Origin of the sequence: Xanthomonas sp. SHU 308, from assembly GCF_000364645.1 — a bacterium.
Lineage (GTDB): Bacteria > Pseudomonadota > Gammaproteobacteria > Xanthomonadales > Xanthomonadaceae > Xanthomonas_A > Xanthomonas_A sontii.
The window spans coordinates 1-201 of record NZ_AQOK01000765.1; the positions used below are offsets into that span (position 1 = coordinate 1).

The 201-nt window shown below is 72.6% G+C and carries 1 protein-coding gene; it reads left to right on the forward strand.

Annotated elements, in window-relative coordinates; all coding sequences use genetic code 11:
- Positions 1–2: 2 nt before the first annotated feature.
- The coding region (locus D588_RS26165) for a DUF2069 domain-containing protein (RefSeq protein WP_157836498.1) at positions 3–201 on the forward strand (199 nt) is incomplete at its 3' end.

Sequence of the window (201 nt, forward strand, 5' to 3'; positions counted from 1 at the left end):
CGTTGGCGGCACTGTTCGCGACCTGGTTCCACGACGATCGCCACCGCCTGGCCGCCCTGCTGGTGTTCGCGCTGCCGCCGCTGTTGCTGGCCGTGGGCGTGCTGCGCGGCTCGGCAGTGGCGCGATTCTGGAGCGGCGTCGGCGCGCTGCTGTGGTTCAGCCACGGGGTGATGACCGCCTGGAGCCACCCGCCACAGCGTG